Source organism: Streptomyces millisiae (assembly GCF_031845425.1).
Taxonomy (GTDB): domain Bacteria; phylum Actinomycetota; class Actinomycetes; order Streptomycetales; family Streptomycetaceae; genus Streptomyces; species Streptomyces millisiae.
In genome coordinates this window covers 59,164-74,722 of sequence record NZ_JAVREM010000023.1, presented here as the reverse complement: position 1 = coordinate 74,722, position 15,559 = coordinate 59,164, and the positions used below count along the sequence as shown (strand labels likewise).

General features: G+C 74.1%; 18 protein-coding genes and 1 pseudogene. 8 read left to right on the top strand and 11 right to left on the bottom strand.

Features of this window, described 5'->3' with window-relative positions:
- Nucleotides 1–3: 3 nt before the first annotated feature.
- A complete protein-coding gene (locus tag RNC47_RS18650; protein ID WP_311600196.1) occupies nucleotides 4–1,038 on the bottom strand; it encodes an aldo/keto reductase in 1,035 nt (344 codons plus the stop codon).
- A 78-nt stretch (nucleotides 1,039–1,116) separates the two neighbouring features.
- Between RNC47_RS18650 and RNC47_RS18645 the strand changes: the two genes are divergently transcribed.
- The gene (locus RNC47_RS18645) at nucleotides 1,117–1,737 is read left to right on the top strand and encodes a TetR/AcrR family transcriptional regulator (RefSeq protein ID WP_311600194.1); all 621 of its coding nucleotides are present in this window, start codon (nucleotides 1,117–1,119) and stop codon (nucleotides 1,735–1,737) included.
- Between the two features lie 4 nt (nucleotides 1,738–1,741).
- Here RNC47_RS18645 and RNC47_RS18640 read toward each other — a convergent pair whose 3' ends face one another.
- Nucleotides 1,742–2,638: an SDR family oxidoreductase gene (locus RNC47_RS18640; protein ID WP_311600193.1), complete on the bottom strand. Its 897-nt coding sequence runs from the start codon at nucleotides 2,636–2,638 to the stop codon at nucleotides 1,742–1,744.
- A gap of 100 nt (nucleotides 2,639–2,738) precedes the next feature.
- Between RNC47_RS18640 and RNC47_RS18635 the strand changes: the two genes are divergently transcribed.
- Nucleotides 2,739–3,308 (top strand): TetR/AcrR family transcriptional regulator, encoded by a 570-nt coding sequence (locus RNC47_RS18635; protein ID WP_311600191.1) that lies wholly within the window; start codon nucleotides 2,739–2,741, stop codon nucleotides 3,306–3,308.
- On the opposite strand, the gene RNC47_RS18630 is transcribed toward RNC47_RS18635, so the two are convergent.
- Nucleotides 3,280–3,807, bottom strand: a complete 528-nt coding sequence (locus tag RNC47_RS18630) for a YbaK/EbsC family protein (protein WP_311600189.1) — start codon at nucleotides 3,805–3,807, stop codon at nucleotides 3,280–3,282. The two genes, RNC47_RS18635 and RNC47_RS18630, sit on opposite strands and share 29 nt — an antisense overlap.
- Nucleotides 3,771–4,325 (bottom strand): hypothetical protein, encoded by a 555-nt coding sequence (locus RNC47_RS18625; protein ID WP_311600188.1) that lies wholly within the window; start codon nucleotides 4,323–4,325, stop codon nucleotides 3,771–3,773. The genes RNC47_RS18630 and RNC47_RS18625 overlap by 37 nt, the downstream gene beginning before the upstream one ends.
- A 64-nt stretch (nucleotides 4,326–4,389) precedes the next feature.
- Between RNC47_RS18625 and RNC47_RS18620 the strand changes: the two genes are divergently transcribed.
- A complete protein-coding gene (locus RNC47_RS18620) occupies nucleotides 4,390–5,310 on the top strand; it encodes a LysR family transcriptional regulator (RefSeq protein WP_311600186.1) in 921 nt (306 codons plus the stop codon).
- Between the two features lie 18 nt (nucleotides 5,311–5,328).
- Here RNC47_RS18620 and RNC47_RS18615 read toward each other — a convergent pair whose 3' ends face one another.
- Together RNC47_RS18615 and RNC47_RS18610 are read right to left on the bottom strand one after the other, a co-directional pair.
- On the bottom strand, nucleotides 5,329–6,270 hold the full coding sequence (locus RNC47_RS18615) for an RNA polymerase sigma-70 factor (RefSeq protein ID WP_311600184.1): 942 nt from the start codon (nucleotides 6,268–6,270) through the stop codon (nucleotides 5,329–5,331).
- Between the two features lie 88 nt (nucleotides 6,271–6,358).
- Nucleotides 6,359–7,549 carry an NAD(P)/FAD-dependent oxidoreductase gene (locus tag RNC47_RS18610; RefSeq protein ID WP_311600182.1) on the bottom strand — a complete coding sequence of 397 codons (1,191 nt, stop codon included), beginning with the start codon at nucleotides 7,547–7,549 and terminating at the stop codon, nucleotides 6,359–6,361.
- A 138-nt stretch (nucleotides 7,550–7,687) separates the two neighbouring features.
- On the opposite strand from RNC47_RS18610, the gene RNC47_RS18605 reads away from it, so the two are divergent.
- Nucleotides 7,688–8,176, top strand: a complete 489-nt coding sequence (locus tag RNC47_RS18605) for a GbsR/MarR family transcriptional regulator (protein WP_311600181.1) — start codon at nucleotides 7,688–7,690, stop codon at nucleotides 8,174–8,176.
- A complete protein-coding gene (locus RNC47_RS18600; RefSeq protein WP_311600179.1) occupies nucleotides 8,173–8,445 on the top strand; it encodes a hypothetical protein in 273 nt (90 codons plus the stop codon). Before RNC47_RS18605 ends, RNC47_RS18600 begins: the two co-directional genes overlap by 4 nt.
- Nucleotides 8,446–8,590: 145 nt before the next feature.
- Here RNC47_RS18600 and RNC47_RS18595 read toward each other — a convergent pair whose 3' ends face one another.
- The 4 genes from RNC47_RS18595 to RNC47_RS18580 form a co-directional block, all read right to left on the bottom strand.
- Nucleotides 8,591–9,094: a DUF1203 domain-containing protein gene (locus RNC47_RS18595; protein WP_311600177.1), complete on the bottom strand. Its 504-nt coding sequence runs from the start codon at nucleotides 9,092–9,094 to the stop codon at nucleotides 8,591–8,593.
- Between the two features lie 80 nt (nucleotides 9,095–9,174).
- Nucleotides 9,175–9,822, bottom strand: coding sequence for an SRPBCC family protein (locus RNC47_RS18590; protein WP_311600175.1), 648 nt, complete (start codon nucleotides 9,820–9,822; stop codon nucleotides 9,175–9,177).
- Nucleotides 9,819–10,160 carry an ArsR/SmtB family transcription factor gene (locus RNC47_RS18585; protein ID WP_311600173.1) on the bottom strand — a complete coding sequence of 114 codons (342 nt, stop codon included), beginning with the start codon at nucleotides 10,158–10,160 and terminating at the stop codon, nucleotides 9,819–9,821. Before RNC47_RS18585 ends, RNC47_RS18590 begins: the two co-directional genes overlap by 4 nt.
- Nucleotides 10,161–10,199: 39 nt before the next feature.
- Nucleotides 10,200–10,778, bottom strand: a complete 579-nt coding sequence (locus tag RNC47_RS18580; RefSeq protein ID WP_311600171.1) for a GNAT family N-acetyltransferase — start codon at nucleotides 10,776–10,778, stop codon at nucleotides 10,200–10,202.
- Between the two features lie 55 nt (nucleotides 10,779–10,833).
- Between RNC47_RS18580 and RNC47_RS18575 the strand changes: the two genes are divergently transcribed.
- From RNC47_RS18575 to RNC47_RS18565, 3 genes and pseudogenes are all read left to right on the top strand, one after another.
- The gene (locus RNC47_RS18575; RefSeq protein ID WP_311600169.1) at nucleotides 10,834–11,430 is read left to right on the top strand and encodes a TetR/AcrR family transcriptional regulator; all 597 of its coding nucleotides are present in this window, start codon (nucleotides 10,834–10,836) and stop codon (nucleotides 11,428–11,430) included.
- A gap of 104 nt (nucleotides 11,431–11,534) precedes the next feature.
- Nucleotides 11,535–12,710, top strand: coding sequence for an MFS transporter (locus RNC47_RS18570; protein ID WP_311600168.1), 1,176 nt, complete (start codon nucleotides 11,535–11,537; stop codon nucleotides 12,708–12,710).
- 21 nt (nucleotides 12,711–12,731) lie between these two features.
- Nucleotides 12,732–13,331, top strand: a pseudogene (locus RNC47_RS18565) (GNAT family N-acetyltransferase); the annotation flags it as partial.
- 32 nt (nucleotides 13,332–13,363) lie between these two features.
- Here RNC47_RS18565 and RNC47_RS18560 read toward each other — a convergent pair.
- Nucleotides 13,364–14,887, bottom strand: coding sequence for a sodium:solute symporter family protein (locus RNC47_RS18560; protein WP_311600167.1), 1,524 nt, complete (start codon nucleotides 14,885–14,887; stop codon nucleotides 13,364–13,366).
- Nucleotides 14,888–15,559: the final 672 nt, after the last annotated feature.

Below are 15,559 nucleotides of genomic sequence, written 5' to 3'. Positions count from 1 at the left end.
GCGTCAGACGACCGCCGGGTTGAGGCGGGCGAATCCCTCCTGGCGGCGGTAGGGGAAGTACGGGTAGGCCGCCTCGGTCGCGCTCGCCGCGTCGAGGCGGGCCACCTGTTCGTCGGTGAGGGCCCAGCCGACGGCGCCGAGGTTGTCGCGCAGCTGCCGCTCGTTCCGCGCGCCGATGATGACCGAGGAGACGGTGGGGCGCCGCAGCAGCCAGTTGATGGCGACCTGGGGGACGGTCCTGCCGGTCTCGGCGGCGATCTCGTCGAGCGCGTCCACCACGCGGTAGAGCAGCTCGTCGGGGACCGGCGGGCCGAAGGCGGCGGTGGCGTGCAGCCGGCTGCCCGCCGGCAGCGGCTGGTCGCGCCGCACCTTCCCGGTGAGCCGGCCCCAGCCCAGCGGGCTCCACACCAGCGCGCCCACGCCCTGGTCGAGGCCGAGCGGCATCAGCTCCCACTCGTAGTCGCGGCCGACGAGGGAGTAGTAGACCTGGTGGGCGACGTAGCGGGGGTGGCCGTGCCGTTCGGCGGCGGCGAGGGACTTCATCAGCTGCCAGCCGGAGAAGTTGGAGACCCCGACGTAGCGCAGCTTGCCGGCCCGCACCAGGTCGTCGAGGGTGGCGAGCACCTCCTCGACGGGCGTGGCGGCGTCGAAGGCGTGGAGCTGGAAGAGGTCGATGTGGTCGGTGCCGAGGCGGCGCAGCGCGGCGTCGGTCGCGGCGATCAGCCGGGACCTGGAGGTGCCGGCGTCGCCCGGCCCCTCGCCGGTCGGCAGGGCGGCCTTGGTGGAGATCAGCACCCGGTCCCTGCGGCCCCTGATCGCCTGTCCCAGCACCTCCTCCGAGGCGCCGGCCGAGTAGACGTCCGCGGTGTCGAAGAGCGTGACGCCGGCGTCCAGGCAGATGTCGACCAGGCGCCGCGCCTCCTCGGCGTCGCTCGTCCCCCATGCCCCGAACAGCGGCCCCTGGCCGCCGAAGGTGCCCGTGCCGAAGCTCAGGGCCGGAACGGTCAGCCCGGACGCGCCGAGTCGTCGGTACTCCATGAGTCACCCCACCTTCATTAACGGGACTACAGTCCCTTTAGTGCGATGTGCGGTAGCGTACCACCGGAGGGGCGCTTAATGGAACAGGGATCCCGTTACGACCAGCCCGGCCAGACCAGACCCGGCGGCCGGACCGCACGCGTGCGCGCCGCCGTGCTGCGCGCCGCCGGCGACGCGCTCGCCGAACACGGCTTCGACCGGCTCGACCTCGCCGACGTGGCCCGCCGCGCGGGCGTCGGCCGCACCACGGTCTACCGCCGCTGGGCCACGCCGGCCGGCCTGGTCGCCGACCTGCTCGTCGAGATGGCCACCGAGTCCCTGCCCCGCACCGAGTCGGGATCTCTCCTCGACGACCTCAGGGCCAACGCGCGGCTGGTCTGCCGCACCCTCGCCGACCCGCGCCAGGGCCCGCTGTTCAAGGCGGTGATCGCCGCCGCCACCGCCGACGAGGACGCGGCCGCCGCGCTCCGCCGCTTCTACGCCACCCGCATCGCCGAGTGGGCACCCTGCGTCGAACAGGCCGTCGCCCGCGGCGAGTTGCCGTCCGGCACGGACCCGCACGAGGTGGTCGCCGCGGTCTCGGCTCCCCTCTACTACCGCCTGCTCGCCAGCGGCGACCCGCTGGACGAGGCCGCCGCCGACCGCGCCGCGGCGGCCGCGGCGGCCGCGGCCCGCGCCGGCGCGTTCGTCTCCCCCTGACGACTCAGGCGGCCGGCGCGGCGAAGTAGTGGCCCTGATCCAGGTCCTCCAGGAGGCCGGGGCCCGTCGGCTGCCAGCCGAGGAGTTCGCGGGTGAGCGCGCTCGACGCCGGGAGGTCGGCGGCGAAGAACCCGCCGATCCAGCCGAAGTGGTCCGCCGCGTCCGCCGGGTCGACGGAGGCCACCGGGAGGCCGAGGTGACGGCCGATCACCTCGGCGATCTCGCGGGTCGGCACGCCCTCCTCGGCGGTCCCGTGCAGCACGGAGCCGGCCGGCGCCTTCTCCACCGCCAGCCGGAACAGCCGCGCGGCGTCGCTGCGGTGCACCCCGGGCCAGCGGTTGGCGCCGTCGCCGGGGTAGCCGGCGACGCCCTTGGCCCGGGCGACGCCGATCAGGGTCGCGAGGAAGCCGCCGTCGCCCTCGCCGTGCACGGAGGGCGCCAGCCGCAGCACGGCGGAGCGGACGCCGCGTTCGGCGAGCGCGAGCGCCGCCCGCGCCGAGACGACGCGGGGGGACGAGTCGGCCGGCGTGTCCCGCTCGGTGCTGGTGCGCCCGGCCGGCAGGCCGACGAACCCGGAGGCGATGACCAGCGGCCGGTCGGAGCCCGCCAGGGCGCCGCCCATCGCCTCGATGGCCCGCAGGTCGGTGCGGGCCGCGCTCTCGTACCGCGCGAAGTCGTGGATGAAGGCGAGGTGGACGACGCCGTCGGACGCGGCGGCGCCGGCCCGCAGGCGGTCGAGGTCGTCGAGGGAGCCGCGCAGCACCTCGGCGCCGGCGGCGGCGACCGCCGCGGCGGCGGCGTCCGAGCGGGCGAGCCCGACCACCTCGTGGCCGGCGGCGAGGAGTTCGGGGACGACGGCGGAACCGATGAATCCGGACGCGCCGGTGACGAAAACGCGCATGGCGAGCACTCCAGTCGATCGTGACGGCAGAAGGATGTCAGTGCCTGTCGTCAAAACTAGCACCCGATGTCAGAGACTGCCATCACGTAGGATTCACGCCATGGGTCGATGGGAGCCGAACGCGCGCGGCCGCCTGCAGCAGGCGGCCCTCGACCTGTACATCGAGCGCGGCTACGGGCAGACCACGGTGGCGGAGATCGCCAGACGGGCCGGCCTGACGGAGCGCACGTTCTTCCGGCACTTCGCCGACAAGCGCGAGGTCCTGTTCGCCGGCTCGGACGAGCTGCGCGAGCTGTTCGCGAGCACCGTCGCCGCCGCGCCCGCCACCGCGGCCCCGATCGACGCGGTGGCCGCCGCCCTCGACGCCGCGGCCGACTCGTTCCGGGAGCGCCGGGACCACGCGCGCCGCCGGCAGGGCGTCCTCGCCGCCAACGCCGAGCTCCAGGAACGCGAGTTGACCAAACTCGCCGGGCTCTCCGCCGCGGTCGCCGACGCCCTGCGCCGGCGCGGTCTCCCGGAACCGGCCGCCAGCCTGACGGCGGAGGCCGGCATCGCCGTCTTCAAGGTCGCCTTCGAGCGCTGGACCGCCGCGGCCGAGACCCGCGACCTGTCCGACCTCGTGCACGAGTCGCTGGACGAGCTCAAGTCCATGACGAAGTGCGCGGATTGAGCACCGACGGCCCGGCGACGGGTTCGACGCGCGGCCCGGCGAGCGCCGCGTAGTCGGCGCCGGACATGACCAGCGAGCGGTCCAGTCGCGCCGCGTTGAAGTACAGCTCCGGGCTCGCGACGACGGCCGGGTCGGCGACGAGTTCGAGGTCCGGGTCGAAGCTGAAGGGCAGCACGGTGCCGGGCACCGCGCGGGCCAGCCGCTCGGCGGTGGCCGCGTCGCTGAACCCGACGTAGCGCGCGGCGAACAGCGTCCGCACGGCGTCCAGATCGACCCGCCGGTCCCCGGGCACCACGGCCAGGACATGCCGCGTCGTCCGTCGGTCGACCTTCACCCGCAGCACGATGCACTTCGCCGCGTGCGACGCCGGATGCCCGCGCAGCGCGCTCACGGCCTCGGTCGCCCCCTCCGGCTCGTGGTCGATGAGCCGGTACGGCGTCCCCGTCGTGTCGAGCAGCTCGATCAGGCGGCGGTAGGTGTCGTGCTCGTGGTCGGGCATGGGTCGTCGTCCCTCGTGTCCTTCTCGGTGGTCCGGTGGGCGCGCTCGACGGCCTGCCCCCAGTACGTCCCGGCGACCAGCAGCGCGGCGCCGAGAGCGGCCGGCACGGTGAGCCGTTCGCCGCCGAGGCTGAGCCCGACCGCGACGGCCGCCGTGCCGACGGCGGTCTGCACGGCCGTCAACTGGAGTGGCCGCACCGGGCGGTGGGCGGTGAGCCGGCCGACGAGCGCGACGTGCCCCGCCCGCACCACGGCCGCCGCCAGCCGCACCAGGATCGCCGCCTGGGTGACGCCGAGCAGCGCCCCGCCCCGGGCCTCCTCCCGGGTCGGCCGGCGGGTGGCGACCAGCGGCCCGCAGGCGAGCGCCGAGATCGCGTACCGCGCGAACAGCACCACCAGCACGGGCAGCGCGACGGTGGCCGTCTTGGCCGCCAGGTAGCTGGAGCCCCAGACGATCGCGACCAGCAGGAGCACCACGTCGGTGCGGCGGGCGTCGAGCACGGCACCACGCTGCCGCATCGGCGACGCTGAAGCCCAGTACCACCTTCTGAAACGACCTTGTAGCGGAGCTACAGTGTTCCGGGTGGACCCCCGGCAGCTCCGCATCCTCCGCGAGCTCGGCGAACTGGGCAGCGTCAGCGCCGTCGCCGAGGCGCTGCTCGTGACCCCGTCGGCGATCTCGCAGCAACTGCGGCTGCTGCAGCGCTCGATCCCCGTCCCGCTCACCGAACGTGCCGGCCGCCGCGTGGTGTTGACCGACGCCGGCCAGGCGCTCGCCGCCGCGGCCGTCGAGGTTGAGACCGCCCTGGCCCGGGCCCGGCACTCCGTGGCCGACTTCGCCGAACGCCCCGACGGCACGGTCTCGTTGGCCGCCTTCCACAGCGCGGCCGCCGCCTTCTTCCCGCTGCTGCTGCGCGGCCTCGCCGGACCCGACGCCCCGCGCCTCGCGCTGGCCGACGAGGACGTGGCCCAGGACCGTTTCCCGCTCCTCACCCGCGACTACGACCTGGTGCTCGCCCACCGCCTCGACCACGCCCCGCCCTGGCCGCGCATGGTCACCGCCAGCACGCTGCTGCGCGAGCCACTCGACGTGGCGCTGCCGGCCGGCCACCCGCTGGCCGCCCGCCGGCGGCTCTACCCGCGCGATGTCGCCGACCAGCCGTGGATCACCGTGCACGACGGCTTCCCGTTGATGGCCACCATCGAGGCCATCGCCGCGGCGGCCGGCCGCCGGCTGGACCTCGTGCACCGCATCAACGAGTTCGCCGTCGTCGCCGAGGCGGTGGCCGCCGGCGGCGGGCTGGCCCTGATGCCGCGCTGGACCACCCGCCCGCACCCGGCCCTGGTCCTCCGCCCGCTCGCCGGCGTCCACGCGCACCGCCACATCGACGCCCTGCACCGCCCGGAGCGCGCGGCGCGCCGGGCGGTCCGCACCGTCCTCGCCGAGCTGCGCCGCGCGGCCGCGACGATCCGGGGCCGGGACGTGGCGCCCGGCGACCGGTGACGGCGGCGCGGTGCGCGCTCAGCGCAGGGTGAGCGGGGTCTCGGAGTCGATGTGGGCCAGCTTCTGCGGGTTGCGGACGTAGTAGAGGCCGGTGATGCGGTTGTCCTCGACGCGCACCGCGATGACGCCGTCGAGTTCCCCGTCCATGTGCAGGGCCAGGGCGGGGCCGCCGTTGACCATGGTCTCCTCGACGACGAGGCTGACGACGTGCCGGGTGAGGCCGCCGACGATGAAGCGGGCCACCTTGTCGGCGCCGGTGACCGGCCGGGGCGTGGCCTGCCGGATGCCGCCCCCGTCGCTGATCGCCACGACGTCGGGGGCGAGCACGTCGAGCAGGCCCCGCACGTCCCGGGTCTCGATCGCCCGTCGGAACGCCTCGACGGCCGCCTCGGCCTGCCGGGCGGTGACCGACCGGCGCGGGCGGCGGGCCTCGACGTGGCGGCGCGCGCGGTGCGCGATCTGGTGCACGGCCGCGGGGGTCTTGTCGACCGCGGCGGCGATCTCGTCGTAGCCGAACCCGAACGCCTCCCGCAGCACGAAGACCGCCCGTTCGGTGGGGGTCAGCGTCTCGAGCACGAGCATCAGCGCCATCGACACGCTCTCGGCGAGTTCGACGTCGGCGGCCACGTCCGGAGTGGTGAGCAGCGGCTCCGGCAGCCAGGAGCCCACATACGCCTCCCGGCGGCGTTTCACCGACCGAAGCCGGTTGAGCGCCTGGCGGGTGGCGATCCGGACCAGGTAGGCGCGGGGTTCTCTGACCTGCGCCGCGTCGACCTCGACCCAGCGCAGCCAGGTCTCCTGCAGGACGTCGTCCGCGTCGGCCACCGAGCCGAGCATCTCGTAGGCGACGGTGAACAGCAGGCTGCGGTGGGCGAGGAACGTCTCCGTCGCCTCGCGGGTGTCCTCGCCGCCGGCCCCTCGCCGCCCGCCGGTCTCACCCGTTTCACCTGTCGTGCTCATGGGGTCCTTCTCCCTGTCTCCGGTCGGTGGCCGTTTCGTCCCGGCCCACCGGGTCGCGGACGAAGCGGGTGGGAACAGCATCCGGTGCCTACGCGACCGGCGCCGCCGCGTCCCCGCTGCGGGCCCGCAGCTGGGCCGGCCGGTGCTTGCCGTCCTTGGGCCAGGAGTGGGCGCCGGGCTTGCGCGCCTCGGTCACCAGGTGCTTGACGCTGGCCTCGCAGGAGATCTCCTTCAGCTTCCGGCCCACCGGCCCGCTGAAGTACAGCCGCGTCGCGGTGTCGTCCTTGCGGCCGAGCTGGAAGATCCCGGCGCCACGGCCGAAGCTGATGCACATGGCCGGGAACGACAGGTCGACCGGCGACGGCCGCTCACCCGCGATCCGCTTCAGCACGGTGTCGGCGGCATGGGCGCCCAGGCATCCCGCGGCGTAGGCGCTCATCCGGAACGGCAGGTCGGACGGTGCCGACGAGTCGCCCGCCGCGACGACGCGCTCGTCGTCGACGCTGGTCAGCGTCTCGTCGGTGAGCAGCCGCCCGGCGGCGTCGGTGCGCAGCCCGCTGCGGTGGGCGAGGTCGGGCACGCCGAAGCCCACGGTCCAGACGGTGACCCGGCTCGGCACCGTGCGGCCGTCACGGAGTTCCACGGCCTCCCGGGTCACCGCGGTGACCGCGGTGTCTGGGCCTTCGAGGACGTCGACCCCCAACCTGGCGAGGTACGTACGGGCGGTGCGTCGCGCCCGGGGGTGCAGGTAGGGGCCGAGGGCACCCCCGCAGACCAGCGTGACGGCGCGGCCCCGCTCCGCCAGTTCCGCGGCGGTCTCGATGCCGGTCGGACCGCCCCCGACGACCGTCACCCGGGCCGTCACGGGCGTGTCGTCGAGCACCGACCGCAGGCGCCGCGCCGCCTCCAGGGTCGCGACCTGGTGGGCGAACTCGGCCGCGCCCGGCACCCGCGGTCCTGAGGCGCCGCTGCCGACCGCGTAGACCAGGTAGTCGTAGCCGAGTTCGCCGCCCCCGGCCAGCGTCACCGTGCGCGCGGCCGCGTCGATCCGTGCCGCGCTGTCGACGACCAGCCGGACGCCCTCGGCCAGGACCGTCTCGTAGTCGACGACCGCGTCGTGGGTCCCGGCGACCAGCTGGTGCAGCCGCAGCCGCGGGACGAAGACCGGGCGCGGGTTGACCACGGTCACGGTCACGTCGTCGCGCCGCGTCAGACGGTTGGCCGCCATCACCCCGGCGTATCCGCCGCCGATCACGACCACGTCGGTGTTCCTGCTCATGGTGTCTCCTTCGCTCCGAGGGGCTCGGTCACAGGACACCGCGTGGACCAGGATCCTGACATCATGTGAGGCAGATCACTGCAAACCAAGATGACAGAGATCTGTGTCATCTCAGCCGAAGGCGTTACGCTCGCCCCCGTGTCCCACGACGCACGCCTCGTCTTCGCCGACCACGTAGGCCGCTTCTACGCCCGCCAGCACGGCTTTCCGCCGATGGCCGGGCGGCTGCTCGGCCATCTCCTGGTCTGCGATCCGCCGCGCCAGACCATCGACGAGTTGGGCGAGGCGTTGCTGGCCAGCCGCAGCGCCATCACCGGCGCGGTCAAGCTGCTGGAGTCCTACCGACTGGTGCGGCGGACGCGGACCGCGGGTGAGCGGATGGACCGGGTGGGGCTCGACCCCGCGAGCCAGCAGCCGCGGAACTTCGACTCCACCGTCCACCGCGAACAGGCCGCGCTGTTCCGCGAGGGGCTCGCGCTGCTCGCCGACGCACCGCCCGAACGGCGGGCCCCGCTCGCGGAGTTGGTCGCGCTCGCGGACTTCCTCAGCGAGCGGCTGCCGGCGCTGCTCGACGAGTGGCACACACACCGCGACAGGCTTCGAGCGACGGGAGAGCTCCCCTCATGACCGACTTCGACACCGATCTGCCCACCCTGCGGGCCCTGGCCGAACGCGGCGACGGCGACGCGATCGACATCCTCGTCGAACTCGCCGGCGAACGCGGCGACCTGGCCGAACTGCGCCACCTCTCCGACGCCGGCAGCGCCACCGCCACGGACCAGCTGATCGAGCTGGCCACCGAGCTGGAGGACCTGCCCGAGCTGCGCCGCCTCGCCGCGGCCGGCGACGCCACCGCGGCCGAACAGCTCGCGGAGCTCACCGAGACGGAGTGCTGAGCCCGCCTACCCCTCCACGGTGACGCGCGCGGGCGCGGCCCGCCGGGTGCCGGCGGCCGGGGCGAGGAAGACCGCCGCGGCGGCGAAGCCGGCGTAGACGGCCGACCCCAGGGCGGGGTCCATGTCGTGGCCGTCGTACGCGCGGTCAGCGCGGGCCCGGGCCCACGGCCGGCCGACGGGTGACGGCGAACATGTAGCAGCCCCAGGCGACGTTGCGGCTGTGCAGCCGCACCACCTCGGGATCCGCGAGGAGTTCGGCGATCACCCGGTCCGGGTCCCGGCCGTCGTGCACGGTGGTCGCGTCGTGGATCCAGCCGCGGGCGTCGTAGGCCCGCAGCACCTGCGGCCGGCCCCGCCAGTCGGCGGGGTAGCCGGTGAGGTCGGCCGGCCCCGCGCACGGTTCGGCGTGCGCCAGCACCGCGCCCACCTCGCGGTAAGGGCTGGCCGCCGGGAGCGGCGGCTGGTAGCCGAAGAGCAGCAGCGCCTCGCCGGGCGCGGCGTCCCGCAGGCAGCACCTGACGGGCTCGCCGCCCGTCGCGGTGAGGCGTTCGGCCGGGGTCCCGAAGGCGTCGACGCCGCGCGCCCGCACGTCGGCCAGCACCTCGCCGGGCAGCGCGTGGACCCGGAAGGCGACCGTGGATGTCGTCATGCGCCCAGGCTCCCCGCCCCGCCCCCGGTCGGCCGGCGGGGATCGGACATGGCGTTCGGTCGGCCGCCGGGGCGCCCGGGCTACTGAGGCGCGTCGCCCGCGGGCGCGTAGAACTCGGTGGTGGCCGCCGTCGCCGCCGCGACCTCGGCCGGGTCGGCGCCGGAGGCGGCGTGGGCCGCGCCCCAGGCCTGGGCGCTGAGGGTGTTGAACTCCCTGGCCTCCGGCCTGTCGTGCCAGGTCGCCGGGTCCAGGTCTTCGCCCCGCAGGTGGTGGTCGAGGCCGAGCAGTCCGCCGTCCCAGCCGACGCCGGTGGCGCCGGGGCCGAACTTCTTCCAGAACTCGGCGGGGACGACGGCGGCGTGTTCGAGTTCGAGGATCGTCTCGCCGTCCTCGCCCGGGGCGAGCCGCAGTTCGACCTCGCTGATGTCCTTGTCGGTGGTGTTCTCGCCGAAGACCCAGGTCACGCGGAGCAGCCGGGGCGGTTCGCAGTGCAGGATCTCGCCCCGCGCGTTGCCCTTCAACTGGTAGCTCCCGCCGAGCCGCAGGTCGCCGGTGACCGGCAGGAACCAGCGGGCCAGCCGCTCGGGGTCGGTGCAGGCGTCCCAGACGTCCTCGATCGGGGCGGCGTAGCCGCGCCGCAGCAGGACGGTGGTGCCCTCGCCGGCGGGGATGCGCTTCTTCCCCAACTCGCGGTGGACGGCGTTGATCCGGTCGGCGATCTCGCTCATGAGTCCTCGTTCTTCCTTCGCTCTCGTCTGCCTCGGGCGAGCTCGGTGGCCAGCGCGTCGAGTCGCTGGTTCCAGAACCCGCGGAAGTGGTCCAGCCAGGCGTCGACCTCGCGCAGCGGGGTGGCGTCGACCGCGTAGAGGCGGCGGGTGCCGTCGGCCCGGACTGTGGTGAAGCCGTTCTCCCGCAGCACCTTGAGGTGCTGTGACACGGCGGGCTGGGAGATGCCGAACTCCTGGCCTATCACCGCGCTGACCGCCCCGGAGCTCCGCTCGCCCCCGGCGAGCAACTCCAGGATCCGGCGCCGGACGGGGTCCCCGAGGACGTCGAATGCGTGCACGGAAGGACTCTTGCAGCCCAGGCTTATATAAGTCAAGCCTTATGGGACGTCCAGGGGCGCGGCGAAGCGCCGGCAGACGTGAACGCGGGCGAACCGCTCCCGCATCGCCCGCTCGTGGCGCAGGTCGGCATGGAGGAACAGGCCCACCGGCCGGAGGTCGGGGTGCGGCTCGGCGACAGCGCGGGACGGTTCGGCCGGGTCGGTGTACGCGTGGGCGAAGACATGCAGGTAGTGGTCGCTCTCGGCGAAGCCCATGGCCCGGTACCAGTGGAGGGTGCCGGGATCGTCCCTGGTCCAGGCGTCCAGCGTCACGACCCCGAGGGCGCGCAGCCGCGAGCGGGCTTCGGCGAGGAGGTCGCGCGCGATGCCGCGCCGCTGGTGGTCGGGGTGGACCGCGACCGTGTCGATGGTCGCCGAGTCGCCCTCGACGAGGACGTCGAGGATGCCGACGACGGCGCCGGCCGGGGCGACGGCGACGAGCGCCGGGCCGGGCGCCGGGATGTGCGGCTTGGCGCGGTCGACGTCGTCGAAGTAGGCGGTGGCGAGGAAGGACAGGACCCGGCAGCGAAGCCAGGACGTCTCGTCGGTGGGCGCGTAGTCGCGCACGAGATGGCTCACGGGCGGGATCCTCGCGTATTGGACCGAGCGATGCAAAACCTGTTACGGTCACCGCATGGCCCGACCCAGGACGTTCGACGAGGAGCGGGCCCTGGACGCCGCGATGCGGGTGTTCTGGGAGAAGGGCTATGAGGCCACCTCGACCCAGGACCTGTGCGAGGCGACGGGGCTCGGGCGCAGCAGCGTCTACAACACCTTCCGCAGCAAGCACGACCTGTTCCGGCGCGCCCTCGGGCGCTATCTGGACGGGATGACGGAGGCACAGCTCGGGGTGCTGGAGGACGTCGAGCGGCCGGGTGGCGAGCGGGTCCGCGCGCTGTTGGCGTCGATCGTCGCGGGAGAGGCCGAACACCGGGCCGCCGGGCGGGTGCTCGGCTGCCTGGGGGTGAACACCACCGTCGAACTGGCGGCGCGGGACGCGGCGGCGGCGGAGCTGCTGGCGCGGGACACCGCGCGGCGGCTGGCCGCGCTGCGGGCGGCGCTGGCCGCCGGGCAGCGGGACGGCAGCGTCGCCTCGACGCGGGACCCCGGGGAGTTGGCCCGGTTCGTCAACGCGACGATCGCCGGGATCCGGGTCTCCAGCCAGGGCGGCGCCGACCAGGCCACGTTGGAGTCGATCGCCGAGATCGCCCTAGGCGCGCTGCTGCGCTGACGCGCTGACACATGGTCCGCCAACGCCCGTGGTGACGCGCGGACAGGTTTTGAACTGATCGATCCATAACGGGAGACCCGATGAACCCGATGAGGAGTGGGGCAGTGCCTCGTGCCGTGTACGTGTTGGCCCTCGGCATCTTCGCCATGGTGACCAGCGAGTTCGTCGTGGCGGGACTGATGCCGCGGCTGGCGGACGGCCTGGGCGCCACCGTGCCGCAGGTCGGCTATCTGATCACCGCGTTCGCCGTGGCCATGGCCGTCGGCGGGCCCTTCCTGACCGTGGCGCTGCTGCGGGTGACGCCGAAGAACGCGCTGCTGCTGCTGTTCGCCGTCTTCCTCGCCGGCAACGTGCTGGCCGCGACCGCCACCGACTACGCCACCATGCTGGCGGCCAGGATCGTCACCGGCGTCGCGTCGCAGGCGTTCTTCGGGGTGGCGATCTCGCTCGCCGTGCGGCTGACCCGCGCCGAGACCCGCGGCCGGGCGATAGCGGTGGTGATGAACGGGCTGATGCTCGGCACCCTGCTCGGGCTGCCGCTGTCCACGCTGGTCGGCGAGCGGTTCGGCTGGCGGGCCGCGTTCTGGGTGATCTCGGCGATCGCGGTGGTCGCGGCGGCGACGACGCTCGTCGGCGTGCCGGCGCTGGCGCGGGCCGAGGGGGAGGGCGGCTTCCGGCAGGAGCGCGGCGTGTTCCGCCGGCCGCGCCTGTGGCTGGTGCTCTCCACCAGCACGCTGATCATCGGCGCCACCTTCGCCGCGTTCAGCTACCTCAACCCGATCCTCACCGAGCTGACCGGCTTCGCCACCGGCACCGTGCCGCTGCTGCTGATCGCCTACGGCGCGGCGACCGTCGTCGGCAACACGGTCGTCGGCCGGCTCGCCGACCGGCACACGGTGCCGGTGCTGGCCGTCGGACTCGGGCTCAACGCCGTCTTCCTCGCCGGCTTCGCGCTGCTGGCCGAGGTGCCGGTCGCGGCCGTGGCCCTCCTGCTGGGCGTCGGCCTGGTCGGCGTGACCATGAACCCGGCGATGGTGACCAGAGTGCAGCGCACCGGCAACGCCCGGCCGCTGGTCAACACCGTCCACTCCTCCTTCATCACGCTCGGCGTGATCCTCGGCTCCTCGCTCGGCGCCCTCGCCATCGACGCCTGGGGGCTGCGCGCCACGCTCTGGCTGGGCGCCGCCATGGCCGTGCTCGGGCTGCTCACGCTGCTGCCGGACGCGGGGCGCCGGCGACCCGAGGAGGCGCCCCATGTAATGTTCGAACCGCAGAGCTGACCATTACGACTGGAGGGCGTGATGAACGGCGCGGACGCGGCCATACCCGAGCTGGTGCTGGCCTGGGCGGCGGGCTGGGCGGTGTCGCGGGGGACGCCGCCGCCGGTCGAGCGGCCGTGGGGGGTGCGGATCGACGTCGGCCTCCCCCACGCCATGGGCCGGCACGTGCTGCCGGCGGCCGACGAGGCGGGCGTCCGGGGCGTCGTCGGCGCGGTCACCGTGCCCACCACCCAGCTCAAGGTGTTCGTCGACGTCGAGACCGTGGCCGGCTGGCTCACCCCGGACTGGACCGAGGGCGACCACGGCCATCTGATGGCCACCACGCTGCGCGCCTCCGCGCCCCGGGTGCCCGACGGCTACCGCCTCGCCGTGGAGACCACCGACGGGGTGACGCGGGCGCGGGTGTTCGCCGCCGACGGTTCGCTGGCGGCGCGCGGGCAGGTCGCCCCGGTCGGCGACGCCGCCGTGGTCGACCAGGTCGAGACCCACCCGGCCCACCAGCGGCGCGGCCTCGGCTCCCTGGTGATGCGGACGCTCGCCGACGAGGCCGTCGAACGCGGCGCGACCACCGGCGTCCTGGGCGCCACCGACGAGGGCCGCGCCCTCTACGAGACCCTGGGCTGGACGGTGGCCGCGCCGCTCACCGCGTTCGTCTACCGGGCGGTCAGCGCGCCGCCCTCCGGCTCGGCCTGGGAGGAGGGGGCGGCCGGCTCGGGATCGGAGTTGAGCGAGTCGAGCAGCGCGTCCGTCTCCGGCTTCGGCTCGGGCCGCAGCATCCCGACCCCGACGTAGAGGACCAGCGACGTCAGCAGCGGCAGGCCGACGATGGCCGCCTGGGTGGCGCCGTCCACGACGTAGCGCACGACGTACCAGACGAGCAGGCCGCCCGCCCACGAGGTGATGGCGGCGGTCGGCCCGACCCGGCGGAACCACGGCAGCAGGCCGAGCATCAGCGGGATGGATATCGGGCCCATGGTCGCGGCCACCAGCTCCACCACGGTGTCGAGCACGAAGCCCTCGCCGCCGGTGGTGATGGCGATGGTCATGGAGAGGGCGACGAACAGCACCGTGGTGACGCGGGCGAACGTCAGCTGCGCGGCCTCCGTCAGCCGCCGCACGCGCGGCGCGAGCACCGGGGCGATGTCGCGGGTGATGACGGCGGTGATGACATTGGAGTCGGAGGCCACCATGGCCATGGTGTGCGAGAAGAACCCGGCCAGCATCAGGCCGATCAGGCCCGCCGGCAGCAGCTCCCTGGCGAGCGCGATGTAGGACTCCTCGCCGTTGCTCAGCCCGGGCACGATCAGCGGCGCGGCGATCATCGGCAGGAAGAGGATCAACGGCCAGACCAGCCACAGCGCGCTGGAGAGCAGCGCGGCGCGGCGCGCGTCGGAACCGGAGGGCGAGGCCATGTAGCGCTGCGCCAGGTTCCACATGCCGCCGTTGTACTCGAAGGTCTTCACTAGCAGGAACGCGAGGATGAGCCAGGTGGTGACGGTGCCGTTGACCGGGTCGCCGTGGCCGTCGGGCAGGTCGCCCCACATCGTGAACGGGAAGCCGACGCCGAGTTCGATCATCACCGCGAGCAGCATGGCGACGCCGGCCACGGCCTGGATGACGAACTGCCCCATGTCGGTGAGGACGTCGGCCCACAGGCCGCCGACGGTCATGTAGGCCATGGTGGCGATGCCGGTGAAGATGATGCCGACCTCGATGGGGATGTCGGCGAAGCCGCGCAACAGGACCGAGATCGCGACCCACTTGGCGGCGATGTCGACGACCTTGAGGGCGGCGCCGCTGTAGGCGAGCACCTGCTGGGTGGGCAGGTTGTAGCGGCGGGTCAGGTACTCCAGCGGGGACTTGACGTCGTGCTTGGCCCGCAGCCGGTTCCAGCGGGCCGCGAAGAGGAAGGCGCCGACGCCGACGCCGAGTCCGATGGTGAGCGGCCACCAGAAGTAGACGGTGATGCCGCTGTTGTACGCGACGGCCGCGAACGCGACGAACATCACCGCGCTGTAGCCCGACATGTGGTGCGACACCCCCGACAGCCACCAGGGGATCTTCCCCCTGGCCGTGAAGAAGTCGGCCACGCTGTGGATGCGGTTCTTCGACCACCAGCCGATGGCTACCACGACGAGGAAGTAACCAGCGACCACGATCCAGTCCAACGCTGACATCGCGGCTCCTATGGAAAGGGGAGAGGGGAGGATCTCGCGCGCGTGGTGCCAGAGTGTTCACATACAGGAACGTAGAACATTGTCATGAACAGACCTCGCCACGATAGGAGCCGCCCAAACCACCGTCAATAGACCGGACGGAACCCCTGCGGGGCCTTGGCCCCCACCACGCACCGGCGCTCCGCGCCGGGACGCGCCGCCGCCGGCCGAAGCGGCGGCCGGCGGGGCCGGCCAACGCACCGGCGCTCCGCGCCGGGTAGCGGGCAGTGGCGCGGCCTGCCGGGTAGCGGCCGCCGGTCGGCGGCGCGGCGTGAAGCGGCAGCCGCCTTCGCCGCGGTACGGCGGTGGGACCTGGCCAACGCACCGGCGCTGCGCGCCGGGTAGCGGCCTGGGACACCGGCCGCTGTTCGGCGCCGCGTCAGATCGGGGGCGCCGCCGCACCGACGCCGCGGTCGGCGGTGCGTTGGCCCGACCGGCTCAACTGGTGGCGCTGCGCGCCGAGTCGAAGACGAGCGCCGGCGGGACCACGGCCCAAGCGCTCGACGCCGCGCGCAGGGCCGCCGGCCATGGCGGGCGGGCCGGGCGCTTGGCCGAGGGACCGCGTCGGCCGGGACACCCCGGCCGGACCGGCGCAGCCTGGCGGCTCCGCCGAAGCCTCGGCCGGCAGGCCGG

Coding starts and splice junctions, on each gene's coding strand:
- RNC47_RS18630 (WP_311600189.1), bottom strand. CDS start 3,807: ATGCCCGACCACGAGCACGACACCTACCGCCGCCTGATCGAGCTGCTC.
- RNC47_RS18635 (WP_311600191.1), top strand. CDS start 2,739: ATGGGTCGATGGGAGCCGAACGCGCGCGGCCGCCTGCAGCAGGCGGCC.
- RNC47_RS18560 (WP_311600167.1), bottom strand. CDS start 14,887: ATGTCAGCGTTGGACTGGATCGTGGTCGCTGGTTACTTCCTCGTCGTG.
- RNC47_RS18615 (WP_311600184.1), bottom strand. CDS start 6,270: ATGAGCACGACAGGTGAAACGGGTGAGACCGGCGGGCGGCGAGGGGCC.
- RNC47_RS18595 (WP_311600177.1), bottom strand. CDS start 9,094: ATGACGACATCCACGGTCGCCTTCCGGGTCCACGCGCTGCCCGGCGAG.
- RNC47_RS18575 (WP_311600169.1), top strand. CDS start 10,834: ATGGCCCGACCCAGGACGTTCGACGAGGAGCGGGCCCTGGACGCCGCG.
- RNC47_RS18600 (WP_311600179.1), top strand. CDS start 8,173: ATGACCGACTTCGACACCGATCTGCCCACCCTGCGGGCCCTGGCCGAA.
- RNC47_RS18640 (WP_311600193.1), bottom strand. CDS start 2,638: ATGCGCGTTTTCGTCACCGGCGCGTCCGGATTCATCGGTTCCGCCGTC.
- RNC47_RS18610 (WP_311600182.1), bottom strand. CDS start 7,549: ATGAGCAGGAACACCGACGTGGTCGTGATCGGCGGCGGATACGCCGGG.
- RNC47_RS18625 (WP_311600188.1), bottom strand. CDS start 4,325: ATGCGGCAGCGTGGTGCCGTGCTCGACGCCCGCCGCACCGACGTGGTG.
- RNC47_RS18590 (WP_311600175.1), bottom strand. CDS start 9,822: ATGAGCGAGATCGCCGACCGGATCAACGCCGTCCACCGCGAGTTGGGG.
- RNC47_RS18645 (WP_311600194.1), top strand. CDS start 1,117: ATGGAACAGGGATCCCGTTACGACCAGCCCGGCCAGACCAGACCCGGC.
- RNC47_RS18650 (WP_311600196.1), bottom strand. CDS start 1,038: ATGGAGTACCGACGACTCGGCGCGTCCGGGCTGACCGTTCCGGCCCTG.